Raw genomic sequence first — 20,477 nt, 5'->3', positions numbered from 1 at the left:
TGCGCTCGCTTAACGGGCGCAAAGCGCCCGTTAGCCTCCACAGCCACAAGCCGCTGCGCGGCGTGTGGTCGCCGCGGTTCGCAATCAGAATTTTTTCAAACATGGCTCACCGCGGCTCGATCGGGGGCTCTTCTTGCGGCCACTCCCTCACTCGACCTCGATCACGAACAGGGGCTCGCCGTATTCTACCGGCTGGCCGTTCTCCACCAGGATGGCCTTGACCACGCCGGCCACGTCCGACTCGATCTCGTTCATGAGTTTCATGGCCTCGATGATGCACAGCGTATCGCCCGCCTTAACCGTCTGGCCCAGCTCGACGAAAGGCTTGGACCCGGGGGAGGAAGAGCGGTAGAACGTGCCCACCATGGGGGACTTGATCACGTGGCCTTCGGGGAGCTTGGGGGCGGCGGCCGGTTCGACGGTCGAGTTCTGGGCGGGGGCCGGGGCAGGCGGGGTGGGAGAGGCCGCCGGGACCATGGCCACCGAAGGGGCGGCCGAGACCGCGTTGCGGGTGATCCGTACCTTCTCCTCCCCTTCGGTGATTTCCAGCTCGGCGATGCCGGAGGCCTGCACCAGGTCGATCAGCTTCTTGAGCTTGCGCAGGTCCATGGCAAGACTCCTTGTGGTATCGGAGAAAACGGCTCAGGCCTTGTGAGCCAGGAAATCCAGGGCGTAGAGGAGCGCCAGCTCGTAGCCCTTGGCGCCCAGGCCGGTGATGACCCCCACAGCGCGATCGGAAAAGTAGGAGACCCGCCGGAAGGGTTCGCGGGCATGGAGGTTGGACAGGTGCACCTCGATGAAGGGGATTGCCACGGCGGAAAGGGCGTCCCGCAAGGCCACGCTGGTGTGGGTGAAGGCCGCCGGATTGACGAGGATGAAACCGGTGTGGTCGTCCCGGGCCTTGTGTACCCGCTCCACCAGGTCGGATTCCGAGTTGCTCTGGAAGCACACCACCGGCACCCCATGGGCCTCGCCCAACTTCATCAAACGCTCGTTAATTTCGCCCAACGTGACGAGCCCATAGACCTCGGGCTCCCGCACGCCGAGGAGATTCAGGTTGGGCCCATGGAGGACCAGGACTTGGGAAGATTTCACTCGAAGGGGGCTCCTGGCTCGAAAGATCGGCGAATTTTGCCGCAATTCGCGGCAACATGTCCAGGAACGACCTGGAAGGGGCCGGCTGGAGGGCTAGAGGAGTTGGAGGAGCAAGGAGACCAGCTCGTCCCGGGAGAGCCTGCCCAGGTGAACTTTGGCGGCTTGGCCGTTCCGGTCCAGGATCACCGTGAAGGGCAGCGCCTGGAGCCGGTTGCCTGCCCTCTGGGCCAACTCCATGGCCTCCAGGCTGCCGATCAGGATGGGATAGTTGATGCCCAGCTCCCGGCTGAAGGCCGCCACCGGCTCCTTGCGGTCCACCGCGATGCCCACGAAGGTTACTCCCCGCTCCCGGAACTCCTCCTGCACCTCGACGAACTCCGGGATCTCTTCCCGGCAGGGGGTACACCAGGTGGCCCAAAAGTTGACCACCAGCACCTGGCCCCGGAACCGGGTGAGGCCCACCCGCTCCCCGGCCAGGTCTTCGAAGCTCGCTTCGAGCAGCGCCTTACCTGCCTCTGCTGCGTCCTCAGTTGGCGCCGCGAGGTGGAAACGCAGGCCGGCCCCCGCCGTGAGGGCCACGGCCGCCACCGCGGCCGCGATCAGGATCCGGCGGGCACGGCTCATGGCATTGCCCTCTCCAAGGTGGCGAGAAAGTCATCGGCGTTCTGGAAACCCACGACCCGCACCCCGGCCACTTCCCGACCCTGCCGGTCGAAAAAGAGGATGGCGGGCGGGCCGAAGAGGTTGAAGCGCTTGAGCAGGGCTGCGTCCTCAAGGGTGTTGCGGGTCACGTCCGCCTGGAGCAGCACCGCGTCCCGGAGCTTGGCTTGCACTCGGCGGTCGCTGAAGGTGAAGCGCTCCATCTCCTTGCACGTGATGCACCAGTCGGCATAGAAATCCAGCATGGCGTAGCGGCCCCCCGCAGCCTGTAACCGGGTCTCCAGCTCCGCCAGGGAGCGCACCCGCTCGAAGGGCAAATGGCCCGCCTGGGCGGCGCCCGCGGCGACCTCGCCCCCGGCGAACCTCAGCCCCGCCAGGGGCTGGAGCACGTCGCGCCCGCCGGAAAGGGCCCCCACCAGCAGGGACACCCCCACGAGGAGGGCGATGACGCCCACGCCCTTCCAGAACCTGCGGTAGCCGGAAGCCTCCGGTGGCAGGGGATCGATGGCGTGGAGATAAATGGCGGAGACGATGAGGAGCGCCGCCCATAGAAGCATGTGCACCACCGCCGGGATCACTGGGGAGACGGTGTAGATCGCCACCGCCAGCAGCACGACGCCGAAAAAGCGCTTGACGTTTTCCATCCAGGGGCCGGCTTTGGGCAGGAGCGCCCCGGCGGAAGCGCCCACGGCGAGCAAGGGCAGGCCCATGCCGATGGCCATGGCGAAGAGGGCCGCGCCGCCCAGCACCACGTCCCGGGTCTGGCTGATGTACAGGAGCGCCCCCGCCAGGGGCGCCGCCACGCAGGGACCCACGATCACCGCCGACAGCGCCCCCATGACGAAGACCCCGGCGTAGTGGCCGCTGCCCAGCCGGTTGGCCGTGCCGGCGAGCCGGCTCTGGAGGGAGGCAGGCAGTTGCAGCTCGTAGAACCCGAACATGGACAGGGCAAGCAGCACGAAGAGGGCCGCGAACATTCCCAGCACCCACGGGTTCTGCAGGGCCGCCGACAGCATGGTGCCCGAAAGCCCCGCCGCCACGCCGGCGGCCGCGTAGGTGATGGCCATGCCCAGCACGTAGGCGAGGGCCAAGGTGAACCCGCGCAGCTTGGTGAGCCGATGGCCCTGCCCGGCGACGATCCCGGACAGGATGGGAATCATGGGAAGCACGCAGGGCGTGAAGGCGAGGAGCAGCCCGAAGCCCAGGAAGCTCGCCACGATCAGCCAGAACCCCTCGGACTTGAGGAGCCCGGCCACCCGGTCATCCTCCGCCTGGGCGGTCGCGGCTCCCGGCGGCGCAGCCACCGCAGCGGGCAGGGCCACCTCGAAGACCTTTTCGATAGGCGGATAGCACACCCCCACCGGCTCGTTGCAACCTTGGTAGCCGGCCTTCAGCTTAATCGGGCCCGCCACCTCGGCCTCCCGCTGCAGCCGAATCAATACCGCCACCGGCTCGTAGAAGACGTCTATCTTGCCGAAGAAGGGGTCGTCCTTAGGCTTCCCGGGGGGAATCTCCACGCTGGCGAGCTGCACCCCGGGGGCATCCACCAGGCTGAAGGAGAACTTGTCCCGATAGAGGTAATAGCCCTTGGCCGGGCTGAAGCGGGCTTCCAGGGTCCGCCCATCCCGGGCGAGCACCTCAGCCCGGAAGGCCGCGTCTGGCGGCAGCAGCTCCTCTTCCGCAGGCGCGGCCAACGCCTGGCGAGCGGCCCGGAGGAAATCCTGAGCCCCCGCCTCGGGCAGGCCGACGAAGGGGGAAACCAGGAACAGCAGGACAAGGACCAACCGCATGGGGGCGGACTATTTTCTATGAGGCGCCTGGGCCGCCGGTTTCCGCTGCCACCCAGGCGAGATAGGCCGGCAGGCCCTGCTCAATACGGACCGCGATGATTTCCGGGAGTTCGTAGGGGTGCCGCTCCCGGATGAGTTGCTCCAGGCGCGGGTAGGCTTCCGCCGTCGTCTTGATGAACACCGGGAATTCGTCCGCCCGCTCCACCTGCCCGCGCCACCGGTACACCGAGCGGCAGGCCCCCGTCACGTTGACGCAGGCCGCCGCCCGCTGCTCGATGAGGGCCTCGGCCAGCTTCTCGGCGCTGTCCCGGTCCGGGAGGTTGGTGATGACGAGTAACGAAGTCATAAGCTAAACCGATTAAAATATTAAATTCTATCCACTTTCGCGGCGCGCCGCCGCGCGACGACCAGCGTTCGATCCGATGCGGGTGATCCTCTTTCTTTTGGCCCTCCTCGCCTTTCCCCTCCTGGAGATCTGGGGGCTCGCCCAGCTCGGCCAGGCCCTGGGCTGGTGGACCCTTGCCCCCCTCGCCCTTTCGGCCCTAGCGGGCTGGGCCCTGATCCGGGGGGAGCGGCGGCTCTTCGCCTCGCGCCTGGAGCGGGCCCGCGCCCGGGGAGACATGCTCTTCTCCGCCCTCCTGGACAGCGGCCGCCAGTTCCTCGCCGGGGCGCTCTTGCTGTTTCCGGGCGTCGTAAGCGACGTGCTGGCGCTCCTCCTGCTGTTGCTGCCGTGGAAGAGCCTGAACCCCGAGCCGCCCCGGGACGAGGGGGTGATCGAGGGCGAATACCGCCGCCTGGATTGAATTATTCCCGCCGGGCGGCCGGCCCGGAGGCTAAGGCGCTTCCAAGCCCTGGTCCACCGTCGGATAGCGCAGCTTGAGCCTCAACTCCCGCTTCATGCGCGCATTCACAAGCCGCCGGGACTCGTTCATGAAGCTCAAGAGCGTCTCGGGGATGCGGCCCGGCGCCTCCCCGCGCCGGATGCGCGGGGGGCGCGCCAGCCCGCGACGGTCGGCGACTCGGTCGAAGTAGTCCCCCATTCGTAGCTCGGAGTCGTCGCTCACGTTGTACACCCGCCCGGGGCGCCCCCGCGCCAGGGCGGCCGCCACTGCGGCCGCCAGGTCGTCGGCGTGGATGTGGTTGCTGTAGCTGTCCTCCTCGGGGACCAGGGCGGGGGTGCGGGCTCTCAACCGTTCGAGGGGCAGGCGCTTCCCGGAATAGATGCCGGGCACCCGCAGGATCACCACCCGCACGCCGTGACGCCGGCCGAAGGCGCGCAAGCGCTCTTCGGCGTCCACGCGGCGGCGGGCACGGGCCGTCGCTGGATTGACCGGCCGGGTCTCCGGGACCAGCGCCCCGCCGCAATCGCCGTAGACGCCGCTCGTGCTGATGTACACCAGGGTCTGTGGTAACATGCCCCGCTTTCCCAGCGCGGCGAGCAAATGCATCGTGCGCGTGTCCCGCGCGCCTTGCCCCGGCGGCGGCGCGAGATGGACCAGGGCGTGGGCGACGCCACCGAGCCGCGCCAAGGACGCGGCCCGGTCCAGGTCGCCGGGCAGGGGCGCTACCCCCCGCGCCCGCAGCAGGGCGTGGCGCGCCGGGCTGTGGGTCAAGGCGAGCAGCCGGTAGCGGCCGGACAAGCGCGCGGCGAGGCGCAGGCCCACGTCGCCGCAGCCGACGATGATGAGCCGCCTCAGCGAACCGCGCGACCGCCCCCGGAGCATCGATACGCCCATGTCATATCAGGTAATCATCAAACCCAGCGGCCACACCTTCCGCTGCCAGCCCGGCGAAACCGTGCTGGAGGCGGCGCTGCGGGAGGGCTTTCCCCTGCCCTACGGCTGCCGCAACGGCGCCTGCGGCGCGTGCAAGGGCAAGGTGCTGGAGGGCACGGTGGACTACGGGCCGCACCAGGAGGCCGCCCTCACCCCCATGGAAAAGCAGGTGGGGATGGCCCTGTTCTGCTGCGCCCGTCCCCAGAGCGACCTGGTGATCGAGTCGCGGGAAGTGGGCGCCGTGCGCGACATCCCCATCAAGACCCTGCCCTGTCGGGTCCATGCCTTGGAGCGGGTCGCGCCCGAGGTCATGGTGATCAAGCTCAAGCTGCCCCAGTACGAGCGACTGCAGTTCCTCGCCGGCCAGTACATCGACATCCTGCTCAAAGACGGCAAGCGGCGCAGCTTTTCCATGGCCAATCCGCCCCACAACGACGAGTTCCTGGAGCTGCACGTGCGCAACTACCCGGGCGGGGCCTTCACCCAGCACGTCTTCACCACCATGAAGGTGAAGGACATCCTGCGCTTCCAGGGACCGCTGGGCACCTTCTTCCTGCGGGAGGACTCGGACAAGCCCATCGTCTTTCTGGCGAGCGGCACCGGCTTCGCCCCCATCAAGGCCATCATCGAGCACGCCCTGTACGTGGGGATCAAGCGGCCCATGACCCTCTACTGGGGCAACCGCACCCGCGCCGACCTGTACCTGCCGGGCCTGCCCGAGGGTTGGGCCCGGGCGTACCCCCATTTCCGCTACGTTCCGGTGCTCTCGGAGCCCCTGCCCGAGGACGACTGGCGCGGCCGCACCGGCCTGGTGCACCGGGTGGTGATGGAGGACTTCGGGGATCTCTCGGGCCACCAGGTGTACGCCTGCGGAGCGCCGGTGATGGTGGAGGCGGCCCACCGGGATTTCACCCGGGAACGGGGGCTGCCGGAGGAGGAATTCTTCTCCGATGCCTTCACCCCCGGCGAGCCACCGCGGCCTGGCGCTTCGCCCTGACGCCGCTCGGCCGCGGGAGAAACGCTCTACCCCCACGAGGGCGCTCAAAGGCTGCGTTGCGCCGGCGCGCCGAGCCGCTCCAGCGCCAGCTCCAGGCTGCGGCGGTAGGCGGCCCGCGCCTCTTCCGCCCGGTCGAGCCGCTCCTGGATCCCCGCCAGGGCCAGGTAGGCGGCGTGGGACGGCTGCAGGGAGAGGCTTGCCTCCAAGTAGGACTGGGCCTTGCCCCACAACCCGGCTTGGGCGCAGAGCTTCCCCAGGGCAAGCAGCAGGGCGGCGTCGTCGGAATGCTCCGTAAGCCAGCGCTCGGCCTGCTGGAGCTGGCGGGCCGGATCTTCCTCGGGACACTCGGCGTAGAACTCCAGCAGCTCCGGCGCCCACTGCCGGGTCAAGGCCCGCTCGATGACGGCGTGGGCGGCACGGCATTCCTTGTGCTCGAGGAAGGCCCGGGCCGCCGCGGCCGCCACCTGGGGATGCTCCTGGTCGCGAGCGGGAAGGCTTTCCCAGTAGCGCCGCAGGGCTTCCAGGTCGTGGCCGCGCGTCTGGAGGTTCTGGATGTGGGCCAGGCGGCGCAGCTCCTCCGCCTGGGCGGAATCGAGCACTTGGCGCTTCTCCGCTTCCTTGAGCAGGGCAAGCAACTCGTCCCAGTGGCCCGCCCGCCGATGGGCTTCCAGCGCGAGCGCCAGCAAACCCGCCGGAGGGCGGCGCGCCGCCCCCCGCAACCCTTCCACGACCGCCAGGGACCCGGCCGCGTCCCCCTCGGCCAGCAAGAACTCCGCCCGGGCGAGGTCCCGCAGGAGCTCCTCCTCGGGGGAGGCGGCCTCCGATTCCTTCAAGTGGGCGTCCCGGCGTTCGGGCTGGCGCAGCCGATGGGCGCTGTGGGCCGCCAGCACGCTGCAGAGCACCGGGGCCTCCCCCAGGTCCATGGCCTTGAGGGCAGCTTTCTCCGCCCGGGCGTATTCTCCTTGGAAATACGCCGAGAGGGCCGCCAGGAGCAGGTGGTGGCCCCTGCGCTGCCTGCGCCGCAACCGATATTCCCGCACCCGCCGGGGAAGGGTGAAGGCGTTGGCGACCAGGCGCACCGCTAGGTATAGGCCGACGAATCCCGCCAGCAGCAGGACGATGAGCAGGTTGAGGGACAGCTCCACCCGGTAGCCGCCGGCGACGAAGATGACGTAGCCGGTGCTCTCGCGGACGATCAGGGTCACCGCCACGGCGAGAGCCGTGAGCAGGATCAGCCACAGGACTCCTTTCATCGCGCGCCCCTGTCGGTCGCGAGGCGCGCGTGGCGCAGCGCCTCCAGGGCGGCGGAGACGTCGGGCAGGGGAGCGCTCAAGGGCGCCTGGGCCAGGTCGGCCGCTTCGGCCAAGGCCTCTGCCGTGCTCCGGGCCCGGGTGTCAAAGTGGCGCTGGAGCAATTCCCCGGCGGCGGCCAGATCGGCGCGATAGCTCACCTCGTCCCGGCCCAGCAGGGCGAGCCGGGCGGAGAGAAGCCGCAACTTCACGTTCTCCCGCAAGAAAAAAGCCTGCTCGGGCGTGAGCAAGGGCGCGGCCGGCTCTTCCAGCTTCTCCACCCGCACTAGACTTTTTAGGTCGTGCCACGCCAAGCGCAGGAAGTCGAGCCAGGCTTTGCCGGTAGGTTCGGGTTGAGCCGTGGGCTGGGGGGCGGGGCGGGCGTGGGCGGCGAGCGGCAACTCTTCCACCCGCCGGATCAGGGATTCCAGCCGCTGGCTCAGGGTGTCCACGTCCATGATCGGCAAACCTTCCAGCCGCTCGATGGCGGAGGCGATGGAGCGCTTGAGGGTCCCGAACTGGGGCCGGTCCAGGCGCGCGAGTTTGGCTTCCGCGTTACGCAGGGCAATGAGAGCCGTCTTCACGTTGCCAGCGAGGGTGAGCTGCTGGTTGGCGATGAGGAGAAGCTGCTCCACCTCCGCCAAGGCCGTTTCGTCCCGGCCGCGGGAAAGTTCTTGGTAAAGGGCTTCCAGGGCTTCCTGCTGGCTGCGGGACTCGGCAAGCCGGGCTTCCACCGCCGTCAGCTTGGCAGCGAGGTCGCGCACGGCGGCCTCCGCCCGCTGGGCGCTCACCCGGGCCTCTCCTAGGGCTGCGTCCGTGTCCGCCAGGCGCACGGCCAGGTCGCGGCGCATCTCATTCATCTGAACCCGGGTCTGCCAGGCGTCCCAGCCTCCCAGGACCAAAGCGAAGAGCGCCACGTAGAGGGCGGGATGCAGGTACCACCGGGGCTGCCGCGGCCCAGGCCTCTCCTCGCCGGGCCCGGGCGGGGACGCGAGCTCTCTTTCGGGGGGGAAGGAGGCAGGAGCGGACGGTTGAGACCCTTCCTCGGCGGGGGGTTTGGCTTCGCTGGTATCGCTCATGTCTGTTTGTTCTCGGGGACGGCAGCGCCCCCTTTGTTGCGGAACCATTCGACGAGCCCGCGCAGCAGGCCCTCGTCGCCGGGCTCGGTCACGATCACCTGCTGCAGGCCCAGCGTCCGGGCGGTCGCCGCGATGCGCTCGTGGGGCACGAACAGAGGCGTTTTCTTTAGCCACTGCCGGCCGAGAGCACCCACCATGTCGAACAGGTTGTGCAGTCCCTCGCTGCTGGTGACGGTGATCGCGGCGAGCTCGTCGCGCGCCCAGGCACGCAGCAGATTCTCCGCGCCGCTCCGCGGGCGCGTGCGCCGGTAACACTCAGCGTATTCGATGCGCGCGCCGCGAGCAACCAGCGTGTCGCCCAGCAGCTCCCGCCCGCCATCGCCGCGAAAGATGACCACGCGCTTTCCGGCCACGTCCTGGAGGGCCGGAAGCGCCAGCAGCGCCTCGCTGTCGAAGCGCTGCTCCGGCACGATCACTTCCGTCACGCCGAACTTGGCCAGTTCCCGCGCCGAGGCCTTGCCCACGGCGGCCAGCCGCAGGCCCGCGGGCAGCGTCCGGTGCGCCTGGATCAGGTTCATGGCCTTGGCCACCGCATTGGGGCTGATAAAGACGGCGAGATCGAAAGTCTCCAGGCGATTGATCAACGCCATCAGCGGGCCCAAATCCTCCACGTCCTGGATTTCCAGCACCGGGCACGCCACCGGAACGCCGCCGGCGGCGCGGATCAGCGCCATGAGCTCTTCCGCCTGATGGGCGGGACGAGTCACCCCGATGCCCAGCCCGGCGAGGGGCCGCCCGGCCTCCTGCGGGGAGCGGGTCACCGCCATCCCCCTTCAGGCGGCGAGGGCCGCCAGGATGGGCCCGGCGCCCCGCTCCCGCAGGCGTTGGGCCACCGCCTCCCCCAGCGCCTCCGGCGCCTGCGCGTCACCCGTCTCCTCGGCCTCCACCAGGGCCGAGCCGTCGGGGCTGGCCACGAAGCCCCGCAGCCAGAGCCGGCTATCCCGCAGCTCCGCGTAGCCTCCCAGGGGGACGTGGCAACTGCCGGTCAATGCCCGGCTCATGGCCCGCTCGGCCCGCACGCAGGCCGCCGTCTCGAAGTGGTTGAGGGGGGCGAGGAGCGCTTCCAGCGCCGGCTGCCCGGCCAGGCACTCGATCCCGAGGGCCCCCTGGCCCACGGCGGGCAGGCTCTCCTCGGGGGAAAGGAGCGCCGTGATGCGGGAAGCGAGCCCCAGGCGCTTGAGCCCCGCCGCCGCCAGCACCAGGGCATCGTACCGGCCCTCGTCCAGTTTGCGCAGCCGGGTAGGGACGTTGCCCCGCAGCGTCCTCACCTGCAAATGGGGATGGCGAGCCTTGATCTGGCTTTGGCGCCTCAAGCTCGAGGTGCCCACCACCGCCCCCGGGGGCAGGGCCGCCAGGGAGGCATAGGCGTTGGAGACGAAGGCGTCCCGCGGGTCTTCCCGCTCGGTGATGGCCGCGATCTGGAAGCCCTCGGGCAGGGTCATCGGCACATCCTTCATGGAATGCACGGCGAGATGGGCCTCGCCCCGCGCCAGGGCCGCTTCCAGCTCCTTCACGAACAGGCCCTTGCCGCCCACGAGGGCCAGCGGCGTGTCCAGGATCCGGTCCCCTTGGGTGGTCATGCCCCGAATGGCGACTTCCAACCGCGGGTATAATTGCCCGAGCCGCTCGGCGATGTGCCGGGCCTGCCATAGGGCGAGCGCACTCTCCCGGGTCGCGATGACGATGCGGCCGGGATCGAGCTGATCGGAGCGGGGTTCGCGGCCGGAGCTCAAGAGACGACAGCCTGTAGCGGAAACGCCAGGAACGCGCGCAAGGTGAAAAACAAAGTTTTCATTTTAGCATGGGGGCCCGCGTGTCCCCGGGGCGCGAGGCCTCGCGTTCCCGCCCCGCCGTTCGCCGGCTCGCTTTTCGTCGCCCGTCGCATCCGATGAACCAACCCATCGCCGAAGCCGTGGCGGACAAGGATCTGCCGCTGCGGGAAGACATCCGGCTCCTCGGCCGCATCCTGGGGGACACCCTGCGGGCCCAGGAGGGGGAGGCGGCGTTCGAGCTGATCGAATCCATCCGCAAGACCGCCATCCGCTTCCGCCGGGAAGACGACCCGGAGGCCCGCCGGGACCTGGAAGCGATCCTCAACGGGCTGTCCCATTGGCAAACCATCGTGGTGGTGAGGGCCTTCGGTTTCTTCAGCCAGCTCGCCAACATCGCCGAGGATCAACACCACAACCGGCGCCGCCGGGCCCACGCCATGGCGGGTTCCCTCCATCAGGACGGGAGCATCGCCCGGGCGGTGGAGCGGCTGAAAGAGGCAGGGGTGAGCGGGGAGCGGATCGCCGCTTTCTTCCAGCGGGCCCTCATCTCGCCGGTCCTCACCGCCCATCCCACCGAGGTGCAGCGGCAAAGCATCCTGGACCGCCAGTTGGACATCGCCCGGCTGCTGGCCGAGCGCTCGAGGGGGGCGCTCACCCCCGAGGAGCTGGAGGAGAACGAGGAGGCGCTGCGCCGGGCCGTGCTCACCCTGTGGCAGACGCGGCTGCTGCGCCACACGCGCCTCAACGTGGAAGACGAGATCAAGAACAGCCTCGCCTACTACCGCTACACCTTCCTGGAGCAAGTGCCCCGGCTCTACGGGGAGCTGGAGGACCTGCTCGCCCGCCACTACGGACGGGAACCGGACTCGCCCCTGCCGCCCTTCTTCCGCATCGGCACCTGGATCGGCGGCGACCGGGACGGCAACCCCTTCGTCACCGCCCGGATGCTGGACCACGCCATGCGTAGCCAAACCGCCCTGGCGCTGGACTTTCTGCTGGCGGAGACCCACCGGCTCGGCGCCGAGCTTTCCATGTCTACCCGCCTGACCCGGGCGGCGCCGGCACTGGAGCGCCTGGCGGCCGCCTCTCCCGATCATGCCGCGGGACGCTCGGACGAGCTCTACCGCCGGGCCCTGATCGGTATCTACGCGCGGCTCGCTGCCACCGCCAAGGCCTTCGGCCACGCAGTCCTGGAGCATCACCCGGTGGGGGACGCGCCCCCCTACGGCACGGCCGCCGAGCTCCTCGCCGACTTGGACCTGCTGGACGAGTCGCTGCGCGCCGGCGGCTCCGGGCTCATCGCCCGCGGGCGGCTGCGCTGCCTGCGCTGCGCGGCGCGGGTGTTCGGTTTCCACCTGGCGCCCCTCGACCTGCGCCAGCACAGCGGCATGCACGAGCAGGTGGTAGCGGAGCTGTTCCAGCGGGCGGGCGGGCCTGACTACCTGAGCCTGCCCGAGGCCGGGCGGCGAGCGCTGCTCCTCGCGGAGCTGGAAAGCCCCCGCCCCCTCACCTCCCCCTTCATCGAATACAGCGAAACCACCCGGGAGGAGCTGGCAGTGCTGCGCACCGCGGCCGAAATCCGGGGCCGCTTCGGCCCGGAGGCGGTGCCCACCTACATCGTCTCGAAAACCGACGACGTGAGCGACCTGTTGGAAGTCGCCCTGCTCCTCAAGGAGGTGGGGCTGCTGCGGCCCGGCCCAACGCCGCATTCGGAGATGAACCTAGTTCCCCTGTTCGAAACCATCGCCGACCTGCGACGCTGCCCCACCGTCATGGAAACCCTGTTCTCGCTGCCCTGGTACCGGCGGCTGCTGGCGAGCCGTGGGGAGGCACAAGAAGTGATGCTGGGCTACTCGGACAGCAACAAGGACGGCGGCTTCCTTACTTCCAATTGGGAGCTATACAAGGCCCAGGTGTCTCTGGTGGAGGTGTTCAGGCGCCATGGTGTCGCCTTGAGGTTGTTCCACGGGCGCGGCGGCACCGTGGGCCGGGGCGGCGGGCCCAGCTACCAGGCCATCAAGGCCCAACCGCCGGGGGCGGTGACTGGCCAGATCCGCATCACCGAACAGGGCGAGGTGATCGGCTCCAAGTACTCTGACCCCCACATCGGACGGCGCAACCTGGAGACCCTGATCGCCGCCACCCTGGAGGCGAGCCTCCTCTCGGACGGTCACGCCGGGGACCGGGCCCCGGAATTCCACGAGGCGATGGAGGAGCTCTCCGAGACCGCCCATCGCGCCTACCGCAGCCTGGTGTACGAGACGCCCGGGTTCGACGAATTCTTCCGCGCCGCCACCCCGATCCGGGAGCTGTCCGAGCTCAACATCGGCAGCCGGCCGGCGTCCCGCAAGCCTTCCCAGCGCATCGAGGACCTGCGGGCCATTCCCTGGGTGTTTAGTTGGAGCCTCGCCCGCATAATGCTGCCCGGCTGGTACGGCTTCGGCAGCGCCGTGGAGGCTTACGCCGCTCGCCACGGGGAGCGGGGCCTCGCGCGGCTGCGGACCATGGTGCGGGAGTGGGCCTTCTTCAGCACGTTGCTGTCCAACATGGACCAGGTGCTGGCCAAATCCGACATGGCCATTGCCTCCCGCTACGCCGGCCTGGTGCGGGACGAGGCGCTGCGCGAGCACGTGTTCGGTCGCATCCGCAGCGAATGGCACAAGACCCTCCAGCATTTCTTCGCCGTGACTGGCCACCGGGGGCTGTTAGAGGACAACCCTGCTCTCGCCCGCAGCCTCAAGAACCGCGCCCCCTACATCGATCCCCTGAACCACCTGCAGGTGGAGCTGCTGCGGCGGCACCGGGCAGGGGACGCCGACCCCACGGTCAAGCGGGCCATCCACATCACCATCAACGGAGTGGCTTCGGCCCTGCGCAACAGCGGCTGAGCGTCTGGGGCTCTCTGTAGCGAAAAACCCAGCCTCAGCGGTCCATGAGGGCCTTCACCGCCGACCACTGGCGGCGGGAGACGGGAAGCTTCTCGTTCAGCTCCTTGATCACTACCGCCCACTGCCCCTCTCCGTCCGGGGACTGTTTCTCGAAGCCGCTGATGGCGTCCTTAGCCACCAGGCAGTTGCGGTGGATGCGCAGGAAACGGTCGGCGAATTCCTCCTCCAGCCGAGAAAGGGATTCCTCGAGTAGGTATTCCCGCTCCCGGGTGCGCACCGTCACATACTTGAGTTCCGCCTTGAGATAGAGGATGGAATCGACCGGGATCAGGTGCACTCGCCCCCGCTCCTGGATGGAGAAATGACTGCGGGGCCGGCGGGCGAGCTGCTGCAGGATCTCGATGCGCAGCGGCGTGATGGAGCGCGCTCGGGTGAGGGCGTCGAACAGGCGCCCAAGGCGCACCGGCTTAAGCAGGTAGTCGAGCGCGTGCACGTCGAAGGCCTGCAGGGCGTAGGCGTCGTAGGCGGTAGTGAAAATCACCGTCGGCGGGTCGGGGAGCTTCATCAGGTGCTGGGCGAGCTCGATGCCGTCCATCTCCGGCATGCGGATGTCGAGCAGCACCACGTCGGCGGGCGCCTCCTCCAGGCATCTGAGCGCCTCCAGGCCGCTCGCCGCTTCACCCACCACCTCCAGGGGCATCTTCTCCCCGCAGTCCGCCAGCAGATCGCGCAGCCGCGCCCGGGCTGGGGCCTCGTCGTCCACGATCAGAACCCTCAAGGCTTGCTCGCCTGCGCTCATGGATCCGTTCCCGTCAAGCTCCCGTGCGGTATGGCAGCACGATGTGAACCTCGTACAAGCCGTCCGCCTCCCGGGTAGAGAGGAGCGCCTCGGCGTCAAAGTGCAGCGCCAGGCGCTCGCGGATGTTGTTGAGCGCCATGCGGTTGCCCGTGGTATGAGCGCCGCCGCGCCGGTAGGGATTGCGCAGCAGGGCGTGCACTTGGTCGTTGCGCCGCTGGATCTGGATCTCGATGGTTCCGGGCTGTTGGATCGGCTCGATGCCGTGATAGACCGCGTTCTCGATGAGGGGCTGCAGGGTGAGGGGCGGCACCAGGGCCTCCCCGGGCATCTCGTCGATGCGCCACTCCACCTTGAGCCTCGTCCCAAGCCGCAATTGCTCGATCTGCAGGTACTGGCGGCACAGGGCCACCTCCCGCTCCAGGGTGCAGAGCTGGCGGTTGTCCGCCATGAGCGCCCGGAACAGCTCCGCCAGGTCCTCCAGAGCGGCTTCCGCCCGGCGCGGGTCCGAGCGGATCAGCCCCAGTACCGCGTTCAGGCTGTTGAAGAAGAAGTGGGGGCGGATGCGGGCCTGGAGAGCCTGGAGCCGGGCTTCCGCCAGGGCAGGGGATAGGGCCCGGCTGCGCAGGTGGAAGTAAAAGAGCAGCAGCGCGCTCGCCCCGAGGGCGAACAAGGCGTGGCGCTCGAGAGCGCTCGCCTCCAGCGACTGCAGTACCTCCCCCGCCGCCGCGTGCACCAGGACGACGGCAACCAAGGCGACGGCCGCCACCGACGCCGCGCCGAACCCATAGGGCAGGCCCTTGAGCCAGGGATGGAGCAGGTAAAGGAGCACAACGGCGAGAATCAGGGCTGGCTGCAGCACCGCCGAAAGGTTCGCGAATTCGGCCCCCACCTCGGCCCAACCGGAGGTCCGGGCGATGGCCGCGGCGAAGCCGAGGAGCTCCACAGCCACCAGCACCCGGGCGATTACCCCCAGGTTGCGGAAGTCGGGCAGGCCGGCCGCGCCGGTGTTTTGATTTATACTGGGCATTTGCTGAATTCGTTTATTTTTCGCCAGGTTGGCGGCCCATGCAAGATCGATCGAACAGTGAGCATAAACCCTGGTCCGGGCGCTTCACCGAACCCGTGGACGAACTGGTCAAGCGCTATACCGCCTCCGTCCCTTTCGACCGGCGCCTCGCCCGCCACGACATCCGCGGCTCCCTCGCCCATGCGCGCATGCTCCATGCTGCCGGCATTTTATCCGCGCAAGACCTGGCCGCCATCGAGGGCGGGATGCAGCGGATCCTGGCCGAGATCGAGGCCGGTACTTTTCCCTGGTCCCTGGACCTGGAGGACGTGCACCTCAACATCGAGAAACGGCTGACCGACTTGGTAGGCGACGCGGGCAAGCGGCTGCACACGGCGCGCTCGCGCAACGATCAGGTGGCCACCGACGTACGGCTGTGGCTGCGGGACGCGATCGACGGCATCCAGGAGAACATCCGGGCGCTGCAACGGGCGCTGCTCGACCAGGCCGAACGCCACGCCGGTACGGTGATGCCTGGCTTCACCCACCTGCAGGTGGCCCAGCCCGTCACCTTCGGGCACCACCTCATGGCCTACTTCGAGATGCTCAAGCGGGACGCGGAGCGGTTCGCCGACTGCCGCCGGCGCCTGAACCGCCTGCCTCTGGGCGCCGCGGCCCTGGCGGGCACCAGCTTCCCCATCGACCGGGAGCGGGTGGCGAAGGAACTCGATTTCGAAGGCTTGTGCGAGAACTCCCTGGACGCCGTGTCCGACCGGGACTTCGCGGTGGAGTTCGTCGCCTGCGCGGCCCTCCTCATGACCCACCTGTCCAGGTGCTCGGAGGAGCTCGTCCTGTGGATGAGCCCCCGCTTCGGCTTCGTGAAGCTCCCGGACCGCTTTTGTACCGGCTCCAGCATCATGCCGCAGAAGAGAAACCCCGACGTTCCGGAGCTCGCCCGGGGCAAGACGGGGCGAGTGAACGGCCACCTGGTGGCGCTTCTCACCCTCATGAAGGCCCAGCCCCTCGCCTACAACAAGGACAACCAGGAGGACAAGGAACCCCTGTTCGATACGGTGGACACGGTGACCGACACGCTGCGGGTGTTCCGGGAGATGCTGGCGGGGCTGGAAGTGGACGTCGAGCGGACCCGCGCCGCGGCGCGGGAAGGCTACGCCACCGCCACGGACCTGGCCGACTACCTGGTACGCCAGGGGCTCCCCTTCCGGGACGCCCACGAGGCGGTGGCGCGGGCGGTGCGCTTCGCCGAGGAGAAGGGCGCTGACCTGGCCGAACTGTCCCTGGAGGAGCTACGCCGGTTCTCCCCCCTCATCGCGGAGGACGTCTACCAGGTCCTCACCCTGGAGGGGTCGGTGGCCAGCCGCCGCCACCCGGGCGGCACCGCGCCCGAGCAGGTGCTGCGGGCGGTGCACGAGGCGCGGCGGTCCCTCGGCTGAAGATCTGCCACAGAGACACAGAGGCACAGAGGAAAAACGCCTTTGTCATGAAAGCGCAGCAAGCGCCCTGGGACGCCATCGCCGGGAGCATCGCGGCGGCCGAGGGCATCGGCTTTTTCGTCGAGCGCCTAGAGCCGGTGGGCGGCGGCTGCATCAACGAGGCGTACCGCCTGGAAGGCGCCGGCCGCCGCTACTTCGTGAAGCTCAATCGGGCGGAACATGCAGCCATGTTCGAAGCCGAGGCGGACGGCCTCGAGGAGATCCTCGCCACCGGAGCGGTCAAGGCACCCCATCCTGTCACCCACGGCGTGGCGGGCCGGTGTGCTTACCTGGTGCTGGAATACCTGGAGCTCGGGCGCGGCGATTCCGAGAGCCTTGCGGCCCTGGGTACGGCGCTTGCACGGATGCATCGCCGCACCGCTGAGCGCTTTGGCTGGCGCCGGGACAACGCCATCGGCTCCACGCCCCAGCGCAACCCGTGGAGCGCCGACTGGATCGGCTTCTGGCGCGAGGCGCGCCTCGGGTTCCAGTTGGAGCTGGCAGCGCGCCGGGGCCACCGCGGTGCCTTGCAGCGACTCGGCGAGCGGCTCCTGGAACGGCTTCCCGCCCTGTTCCAAGGCTATACGCCGGTGCCCTCCCTGCTGCACGGCGACCTGTGGGCCGGCAATCACGGGGCGACCCGGGAGGGGACGCCAGTGGTTTTCGATCCGGCGGTGTACTACGGGGATCGGGAGGCGGACCTCGCCATGACCGAGCTCTTCGGCGGCTTCGGCCCGGCCTTCTATCGGGCCTACCAGGAGGCGTATCCCCTCGACCCGGGCTACCGGGTGCGCAAGGACTTCTACAACCTCTATCACCTGCTGAACCACGCGAACCTGTTCGGCGCAGGCTACGCCGCCCAAGCGCAGGCTATGATGGAGCGGTTGTTAGCTCACCTCGGCTAGGGCGCTGCGCTCCACGGCGGGCTTGGGCGGTGCCGCGGAGGCGCGCACGATTAGTTCCACGGGAAGCTGCAACACGGAAGGCACTTTCTCCCCGGCCAGGCGCCTCAAGAGATGCTCCGCCGCATACTGCCCCAGCTCGGCGGCAGGGAAATGCACCGTGGTCAAGGCCGGCGTGACCATGGAGGCGAACTCCATGTCGTCGAAGCCGGTGACGGAGATGTCGTTGGGCACGTGAAGCCCTTGGGCATGACACTCGGCGATGGCGCCGATCGCCAGCACGTCGTTGCCGCAGATGACCGCCGTCGGCCGCCAGCGCTGGCGTAGGATCTCCCGCATCGCCTCCCGGCCGGCGGTGGGCGAGAAGGGCTTTTCGATGATCCGCGTCGGTGGCAGTTGGATTCCGCGGGCCTCCAGCGCTTCCCGCACCCCCTGCACCCGCGCCCGATGGCGCTCGTTGGTGGCGGTGATGCCGGCGATCATGGCGAAGCGCCGGTGTCCCAGCTCCATCAGGTACCGGGCCACCTGCACTCCCGCCTCGTGGCTGTCAAACCCGACGCACGGCCACTGCCCGCTACGGTCAAGGGCCCAGGTGAGCACGTAGGGGATCTGCACCCGTTCCACTAGCGCCCACAGCTCAGGCTCGTGGTCGGTGCCGAACAGGATCAGGCCGTCCACACTGCGCTCGATCAGCTTGCGGGCGATGCGCGTCTCCACTTTGGGGTCGAATTCGTGGCAGCCGAGGAGCAGGGTGTAGCCCGCTTCGTCCAGGGTCTTCTGCAGGGCATGGGTGGTGTTGGCGAAGATGGCGTTGTCCAGGGTGGGCATCACGGCGCCGATGGCATAGGTGCGCCGAGTGGCAAGCGCCCGGGCCGTGCCGTGGGGCACGTAGCCGAGCCGGTCGATCACCCGCTGGATGCGCTCCAGCGTCTCGGGCTTGACCTTTTCAGGATGGGAAAGGGCCCGGGAAACGGTGGCCGTGGACACACGAGCATGGCGGGCCACGTCGGCGAGCTTGACGGACTTTTTCAACCGGTAGCCTCGTTGGGCTAGGACAACTTCATGAGCGTACCAATTTCATTCCGGGCCGGCAATGGCTGCGAGCCTTGGGCCGTTCGGAATAGCCTCGACCCCCCGCGGCTCCGAGGTCGGCGCCTGACCTGGGGCAACGGTGACCCAGGTGTTCCGGACGCGCCCGCCGGGGTTGTGATCGGTCCCGGCTTCGCGCCTCGACGTCGCCTCACGCCGCCTGGGCGCGACCGGCTTGCGCCTTCGCGCCCGAGGAGGCGGCGTCCAGCTCCAGCAACTTCAGCCGCTGCACCTTGCCCGAGGGGCCCTTGGGCAAGTCGGCGACGAAGCGGATCTGCTTGGGCGTCTTGTAACGGCCGAGCTGCTCGCGGCAAAACTCGGTGAGCTCCTCCTCAGTGCACCATTCGCAACCCTCCTTGAGCACCACGTAGGCGGCTATCTCCTGGCCGTAGTGCTCGTCGGGAATGCCCACCGCGGCGGCCTCCAGCACCGCCGGGTGCTTGAGCAGCGCCTCGTCGATCTCCCGGGGCGCGATGTTCTCCCCGCCCTTGATGATGAGTTCCTTGATGCGGCCGGTGACGAACACGAAGCCGTCCTCGTCCATGTAGCCGAGATCGCCAGTATGCATCCAACCGTCGGGTTCCAAGGTCTTGGCAGTGGCGGCAGCGTCCTTGTAGTAGCCTCGCATCACGTTATCCCCGCGCACCATCATCTCTCCCGCCTGGCCGGGTGGCAGGGTTTTCCCGGTTTCGGGGTCGATGATCTTGGCCTCGTTGCCGAAGGCTCGGCCCGGACTGCCGATCTTGCGCTTTTCCGGCTCCAGGGGATTGGTGAAGCAGGGCGCCGCCGTCTCGGTCATGCCGAAGGTCTCGATGATGCCGATGCCGAATTTCTCCTCGAACGCCTTGTGCTGGGCCGGCGGCAGGGGCGCGGAGGCCGAACGGCAGAAGCGGATCTTCGACAGGTCCAAGCCTTTCTCCCGAGGATCGGAGGCGTTGAGCAGGTAAGAGATGATGGTTGGCACCACGTTGATCCAGGTGCAACTGTGGCGGCACGCCAGATCCCAGAAGCTGGAGACGCTAAAGCGGTGGGGCATGACGACGGACCCCCCGTGCACCAGGGGCGCGACCGCCGTCACGATCTGCCCGTTGATGTGGTACAGGGGCAGCGACGACAGCACCCTGTCCTCGGCGGCGAGCCGGTGGGCCTGGGTCACGAAAAGCCCGCCCGAGATCACGTTCTTGTGAGTGAGCACCACGCCCTTGGGCAGCCCCGTGGTGCCCGAGGTGTACATGAGCAGCGCGTCGTCCTCCTCGCCCACTTGGGGCAAGGCTGCCTGGGGGAGCGCCGTCGGATCGAAGATATCCTCGGCGTCCACGTCGATCACCTCCATGGCCACCTCGCGGGGAACTTCCTTGAGTATGGTCCGCACTCGCTCTTCGAAGTCTGGGCCCACGAAAACCAGCCGGGTATCGGAGTGCTCCAGCACGTGCTTGAGCTGGACGGACTGGGACAGCAGGTTCACCGGGGAAACCACGAAGCCCCCGTACATGATCCCGAGGAACAGCCGCGCCGTCTGGTAGCCGTTATGCAACATGAGGGAGACCTTGTCGCCTTGTTTGAGCCCACGGGCGAGGAGATAGCGGGTAAGAGCGACGGAGTGCTCCTGCAGCCGGGCGTAGGTCATGGTGCGGCCGGTCTCCGGGGCGATCAGGTAAGGCCGTTCCGGCCGCTCCCGGGCCTGCAGGTCGATGAAATGTCGGACGGTGCGCATCGTATTCCTTCAACCGGAGTTCTAACCGCAGAGGCACAGAGAAAAAACTAGTTTTTCTTCTTTCCTCTG

19 protein-coding genes are annotated in these 20,477 nt (G+C 68.5%); 5 read left to right on the top strand and 14 right to left on the bottom strand.

Going from position 1 to position 20,477, the window contains the following annotated elements:
* Positions 1-147 precede the first annotated feature (147 nt).
* The 5 genes from accB to cutA all read right to left on the bottom strand — a co-directional run bounded on the left by accB (position 148) and on the right by cutA (position 3,891).
* Positions 148-609 carry an acetyl-CoA carboxylase biotin carboxyl carrier protein gene (gene accB / locus ACTFO6_RS16020; RefSeq protein ID WP_439935448.1) on the bottom strand — a complete coding sequence of 154 codons (462 nt, stop codon included), beginning with the start codon at positions 607-609 and terminating at the stop codon, positions 148-150.
* A 33-nt stretch (positions 610-642) separates the two neighbouring features.
* Positions 643-1,095 carry a type II 3-dehydroquinate dehydratase gene (aroQ, locus tag ACTFO6_RS16015; protein ID WP_439935447.1) on the bottom strand — a complete coding sequence of 151 codons (453 nt, stop codon included), beginning with the start codon at positions 1,093-1,095 and terminating at the stop codon, positions 643-645.
* Positions 1,096-1,188: 93 nt separating this feature from the next.
* Entirely contained in the window at positions 1,189-1,719 is a 531-nt protein-coding gene (locus ACTFO6_RS16010) for a TlpA disulfide reductase family protein (RefSeq protein WP_439935446.1), read from the bottom strand.
* On the bottom strand, positions 1,716-3,545 hold the full coding sequence (dsbD, locus tag ACTFO6_RS16005; RefSeq protein ID WP_439935445.1) for a protein-disulfide reductase DsbD: 1,830 nt from the start codon (positions 3,543-3,545) through the stop codon (positions 1,716-1,718). Before dsbD ends, ACTFO6_RS16010 begins: the two co-directional genes overlap by 4 nt.
* Before the next feature lie 16 nt (positions 3,546-3,561).
* The gene (cutA, locus tag ACTFO6_RS16000; RefSeq protein ID WP_439935444.1) at positions 3,562-3,891 is read right to left on the bottom strand and encodes a divalent-cation tolerance protein CutA; all 330 of its coding nucleotides are present in this window, start codon (positions 3,889-3,891) and stop codon (positions 3,562-3,564) included.
* An 82-nt stretch (positions 3,892-3,973) separates the two neighbouring features.
* On the opposite strand from cutA, the gene ACTFO6_RS15995 reads away from it, so the two are divergent.
* Positions 3,974-4,348 (top strand): FxsA family protein, encoded by a 375-nt coding sequence (locus ACTFO6_RS15995; protein ID WP_439935443.1) that lies wholly within the window; start codon positions 3,974-3,976, stop codon positions 4,346-4,348.
* Between the two features lie 30 nt (positions 4,349-4,378).
* On the opposite strand, the gene ACTFO6_RS15990 is transcribed toward ACTFO6_RS15995, so the two are convergent.
* The gene (locus tag ACTFO6_RS15990) at positions 4,379-5,281 is read right to left on the bottom strand and encodes an NAD-dependent epimerase/dehydratase family protein (RefSeq protein WP_439935442.1); all 903 of its coding nucleotides are present in this window, start codon (positions 5,279-5,281) and stop codon (positions 4,379-4,381) included.
* Here ACTFO6_RS15990 and ACTFO6_RS15985 point away from each other — a divergent pair.
* The gene (locus ACTFO6_RS15985) at positions 5,280-6,317 is read left to right on the top strand and encodes a CDP-6-deoxy-delta-3,4-glucoseen reductase (RefSeq protein WP_439935441.1); all 1,038 of its coding nucleotides are present in this window, start codon (positions 5,280-5,282) and stop codon (positions 6,315-6,317) included. The two genes, ACTFO6_RS15990 and ACTFO6_RS15985, sit on opposite strands and share 2 nt — an antisense overlap.
* A 44-nt stretch (positions 6,318-6,361) precedes the next feature.
* Here the strand turns inward: ACTFO6_RS15985 and ACTFO6_RS15980 are convergent, their stop codons facing one another.
* From ACTFO6_RS15980 to hemC, 4 genes are read right to left on the bottom strand one after another with little or no spacing between them, the layout of a single operon-like run.
* On the bottom strand, positions 6,362-7,570 hold the full coding sequence (locus ACTFO6_RS15980; RefSeq protein WP_439935440.1) for a heme biosynthesis HemY N-terminal domain-containing protein: 1,209 nt from the start codon (positions 7,568-7,570) through the stop codon (positions 6,362-6,364).
* Positions 7,567-8,685 carry a uroporphyrinogen-III C-methyltransferase gene (locus tag ACTFO6_RS15975; protein WP_439935439.1) on the bottom strand — a complete coding sequence of 373 codons (1,119 nt, stop codon included), beginning with the start codon at positions 8,683-8,685 and terminating at the stop codon, positions 7,567-7,569. Before ACTFO6_RS15975 ends, ACTFO6_RS15980 begins: the two co-directional genes overlap by 4 nt.
* Positions 8,682-9,506: a uroporphyrinogen-III synthase gene (locus tag ACTFO6_RS15970; RefSeq protein ID WP_439935438.1), complete on the bottom strand. Its 825-nt coding sequence runs from the start codon at positions 9,504-9,506 to the stop codon at positions 8,682-8,684. The genes ACTFO6_RS15975 and ACTFO6_RS15970 overlap by 4 nt, the downstream gene beginning before the upstream one ends.
* 12 nt (positions 9,507-9,518) lie before the next feature.
* The gene (gene hemC / locus ACTFO6_RS15965) at positions 9,519-10,478 is read right to left on the bottom strand and encodes a hydroxymethylbilane synthase (protein WP_439935437.1); all 960 of its coding nucleotides are present in this window, start codon (positions 10,476-10,478) and stop codon (positions 9,519-9,521) included.
* Between the two features lie 68 nt (positions 10,479-10,546).
* Between hemC and ppc the strand changes: the two genes are divergently transcribed.
* Positions 10,547-13,405 carry a phosphoenolpyruvate carboxylase gene (gene ppc / locus ACTFO6_RS15960; protein WP_439935436.1) on the top strand — a complete coding sequence of 953 codons (2,859 nt, stop codon included), beginning with the start codon at positions 10,547-10,549 and terminating at the stop codon, positions 13,403-13,405.
* A 34-nt stretch (positions 13,406-13,439) separates the two neighbouring features.
* On the opposite strand, the gene ACTFO6_RS15955 is transcribed toward ppc, so the two are convergent.
* Together ACTFO6_RS15955 and ACTFO6_RS15950 are read right to left on the bottom strand one after the other, a co-directional pair.
* Positions 13,440-14,204, bottom strand: a complete 765-nt coding sequence (locus ACTFO6_RS15955; protein WP_439935435.1) for a LytR/AlgR family response regulator transcription factor — start codon at positions 14,202-14,204, stop codon at positions 13,440-13,442.
* A 13-nt stretch (positions 14,205-14,217) separates the two neighbouring features.
* Positions 14,218-15,231: a sensor histidine kinase gene (locus ACTFO6_RS15950; RefSeq protein WP_439935434.1), complete on the bottom strand. Its 1,014-nt coding sequence runs from the start codon at positions 15,229-15,231 to the stop codon at positions 14,218-14,220.
* 38 nt (positions 15,232-15,269) lie between these two features.
* Here ACTFO6_RS15950 and argH point away from each other — a divergent pair, with 38 nt between their 5' ends.
* Entirely contained in the window at positions 15,270-16,664 is a 1,395-nt protein-coding gene (gene argH / locus ACTFO6_RS15945; RefSeq protein WP_439935433.1) for an argininosuccinate lyase, read from the top strand.
* 47 nt (positions 16,665-16,711) lie between these two features.
* Positions 16,712-17,608: a fructosamine kinase family protein gene (locus ACTFO6_RS15940; RefSeq protein ID WP_439935432.1), complete on the top strand. Its 897-nt coding sequence runs from the start codon at positions 16,712-16,714 to the stop codon at positions 17,606-17,608.
* On the opposite strand, the gene ACTFO6_RS15935 is transcribed toward ACTFO6_RS15940, so the two are convergent.
* Positions 17,591-18,637, bottom strand: a complete 1,047-nt coding sequence (locus ACTFO6_RS15935; RefSeq protein ID WP_439935431.1) for a LacI family DNA-binding transcriptional regulator — start codon at positions 18,635-18,637, stop codon at positions 17,591-17,593. The genes ACTFO6_RS15940 and ACTFO6_RS15935 overlap by 18 nt on opposite strands.
* A 208-nt stretch (positions 18,638-18,845) precedes the next feature.
* On the bottom strand, positions 18,846-20,408 hold the full coding sequence (locus ACTFO6_RS15930; RefSeq protein ID WP_439935430.1) for an AMP-binding protein: 1,563 nt from the start codon (positions 20,406-20,408) through the stop codon (positions 18,846-18,848).
* Positions 20,409-20,477: the final 69 nt, after the last annotated feature.

The organism is Pelomicrobium sp. G1, assembly GCF_051905455.1.
Classification (GTDB): domain Bacteria; phylum Pseudomonadota; class Gammaproteobacteria; order Burkholderiales; family UBA6910; genus Pelomicrobium.
The sequence above is the reverse complement of the archived record's forward strand: the minus strand, read 5'-3'. Positions and strand labels throughout refer to the sequence as shown.

Bases quoted from the DNA above. Each gene is read 5' to 3' on its own strand.
- accB (WP_439935448.1), bottom strand. From the start codon at position 609: ATGGACCTGCGCAAGCTCAAGAAGCTGATCGACCTGGTGCAGGCCTCC.
- ACTFO6_RS16010 (WP_439935446.1), bottom strand. From the start codon at position 1,719: ATGAGCCGTGCCCGCCGGATCCTGATCGCGGCCGCGGTGGCGGCCGTG.
- dsbD (WP_439935445.1), bottom strand. From the start codon at position 3,545: ATGCGGTTGGTCCTTGTCCTGCTGTTCCTGGTTTCCCCCTTCGTCGGC.
- cutA (WP_439935444.1), bottom strand. From the start codon at position 3,891: ATGACTTCGTTACTCGTCATCACCAACCTCCCGGACCGGGACAGCGCC.
- ACTFO6_RS15985 (WP_439935441.1), top strand. From the start codon at position 5,280: ATGTCATATCAGGTAATCATCAAACCCAGCGGCCACACCTTCCGCTGC.
- ACTFO6_RS15990 (WP_439935442.1), bottom strand. From the start codon at position 5,281: ATGGGCGTATCGATGCTCCGGGGGCGGTCGCGCGGTTCGCTGAGGCGG.
- ACTFO6_RS15980 (WP_439935440.1), bottom strand. From the start codon at position 7,570: ATGAAAGGAGTCCTGTGGCTGATCCTGCTCACGGCTCTCGCCGTGGCG.
- ACTFO6_RS15975 (WP_439935439.1), bottom strand. From the start codon at position 8,685: ATGAGCGATACCAGCGAAGCCAAACCCCCCGCCGAGGAAGGGTCTCAA.
- ppc (WP_439935436.1), top strand. From the start codon at position 10,547: ATGGGGGCCCGCGTGTCCCCGGGGCGCGAGGCCTCGCGTTCCCGCCCC.
- ACTFO6_RS15955 (WP_439935435.1), bottom strand. From the start codon at position 14,204: ATGAGCGCAGGCGAGCAAGCCTTGAGGGTTCTGATCGTGGACGACGAG.
- ACTFO6_RS15950 (WP_439935434.1), bottom strand. From the start codon at position 15,231: ATGCCCAGTATAAATCAAAACACCGGCGCGGCCGGCCTGCCCGACTTC.
- argH (WP_439935433.1), top strand. From the start codon at position 15,270: ATGCAAGATCGATCGAACAGTGAGCATAAACCCTGGTCCGGGCGCTTC.
- ACTFO6_RS15940 (WP_439935432.1), top strand. From the start codon at position 16,712: ATGAAAGCGCAGCAAGCGCCCTGGGACGCCATCGCCGGGAGCATCGCG.
- ACTFO6_RS15930 (WP_439935430.1), bottom strand. From the start codon at position 20,408: ATGCGCACCGTCCGACATTTCATCGACCTGCAGGCCCGGGAGCGGCCG.